Annotated in this window: 1 protein-coding gene; it reads left to right on the top strand. The window is 38.9% G+C overall.

Features of this window, described 5'->3' with window-relative positions; translation table 11 throughout:
* Positions 1–175 precede the first annotated feature (175 nt).
* Positions 176–1411 carry an IS4 family transposase gene (locus DSOL_RS26040; RefSeq protein ID WP_075367591.1) on the top strand — a complete coding sequence of 412 codons (1236 nt, stop codon included), beginning with the start codon at positions 176–178 and terminating at the stop codon, positions 1409–1411.
* Positions 1412–1591: the final 180 nt, after the last annotated feature.

Below are 1591 nucleotides of genomic sequence, written 5' to 3'. Positions count from 1 at the left end.
CACTAGCGTTGCATAAAATTGACGATCATTTGTCAAGTAATGTCTTACCCCTAAATACAGCGTAAATGACTGATATATTGAGATAATAGACTAAAATCTGTATTTTAACATAAAAAAACCTTATAATTAGAGATGGAGTAGTTCTTGTCCAAATCTAAGAATAAGGAAAGATAAAATGCAGGACAAGAATACCACGGAATCCACATTTTTTCAATTGGTAGAACCCATATTAACTCAGAATCTTTGGCACAGAATTAGTAAGACAGTTGAGTCTGTCGATCAATATGTTAAGAAGTTAAAAACTGTTCAACTCGTCCAACTGGTCATGAATGCTGAAATGAAACAATATACCAGTCTGAAAGAGATCAGTAACAGTTTAAACAATGATGCGTTTGCCAAAGCCCTTCATCTAGAATCCATTAGTACTTCTCAGATTTCTCGTCGATTCAGAGAAATGTCAACCGATATAGCTGGTATTATCCATAAAGAAATTGTACAAACGTTAGGATTAAGGCTGGGTTACAATACTCTGCGTCAATCGTTAGGCCGTCTCTATTTAATCGATGCCTCAACCATTACTCTTTGCCTTTCTCAATACTTATGGGCCGACTTTAGAAAGACAAAGGGTGGTGTGAAGCTTCATCAACGGATTCGATTTGATGGCGATCCAATCCCGGATGCCGCAACCATCACTGTTGCTCGCAAATCTGACAAAAGCCAACTTGAGTTCTTGATTGTCGAAGATGAAGATGCCTTAAATGTTTTTGATCGGGGATATCTGCATTATAAGCAGTTTGACTATTATTGCGGAAAGGGTATCCGTTTCGTCACCCGATTAAAAAATAATGCCTGTGTTGAAGTGCTTCGAGAGCTTGAAATTGACGAGGAGAGTGTAATTGAAGAAGACCTCATTGTACGACTCGGTAAAGGGAAAAGTCGAATGGAACATGACCTAAGGCTCGTGATCACGAAGGATTCTGAAGGTAAAGCCGTCATGATTCTAACCAACGATTTCGACATAATGGCGGAAGAAATTGGGGTTATCTATCGCTACCGTTGGCAAATAGAACTCTTCTTCAAGTGGATCAAGCAACATTTGACGATTAAGCATCTGTTTGGTAAGAGTCAAGCCGCAGTCGTTAATCAATTATTCATCGCCTTAATCACCTATTGTTTGATGATGTTGATCAAGTATAAAGCAGCGTATCAGGGTTCGTTGCTCGATATCCAACGACTCCTTAGAGAATGTTTGTATGAGCCCTTCACCTCCTTTATGCAAAAACTTCACAGGAAAGGCCCACCCACAAAAGGACGCCAGCGACAAGATTGGGAACGAGTCTATGAAGAAACTATGAATCGAGTATTTTCAGGAGAAATGGATGACCTAATTCGTAGCACAGAGATTCTGTAAACACCCCAACCAATATATGTAAAAATTGTGGAAAAGGACTACACCCTAGGTAGTGGTCGACTTCCTCAGTGTGCGAAATGATATTTGGATGTATGTACCAAATAAGGATTATAATCACTGAGTAAATATAATCCATTTACCCTCTTGACATAGACGAATTATTTTAATGCAACCCTAATG

This window comes from Desulfosporosinus metallidurans, assembly GCF_001936615.1.
GTDB classification, from domain to species: Bacteria; Bacillota; Desulfitobacteriia; order Desulfitobacteriales; family Desulfitobacteriaceae; genus Desulfosporosinus; species Desulfosporosinus metallidurans.
The sequence above is the reverse complement of the archived record's forward strand: the minus strand, read 5'-3'. Positions and strand labels throughout refer to the sequence as shown.

What these genes read in the sequence shown, in the direction of transcription:
- DSOL_RS26040 (WP_075367591.1), top strand. Translation starts at nt 176, where the DNA reads ATGCAGGACAAGAATACCACGGAATCCACATTTTTTCAATTGGTAGAA.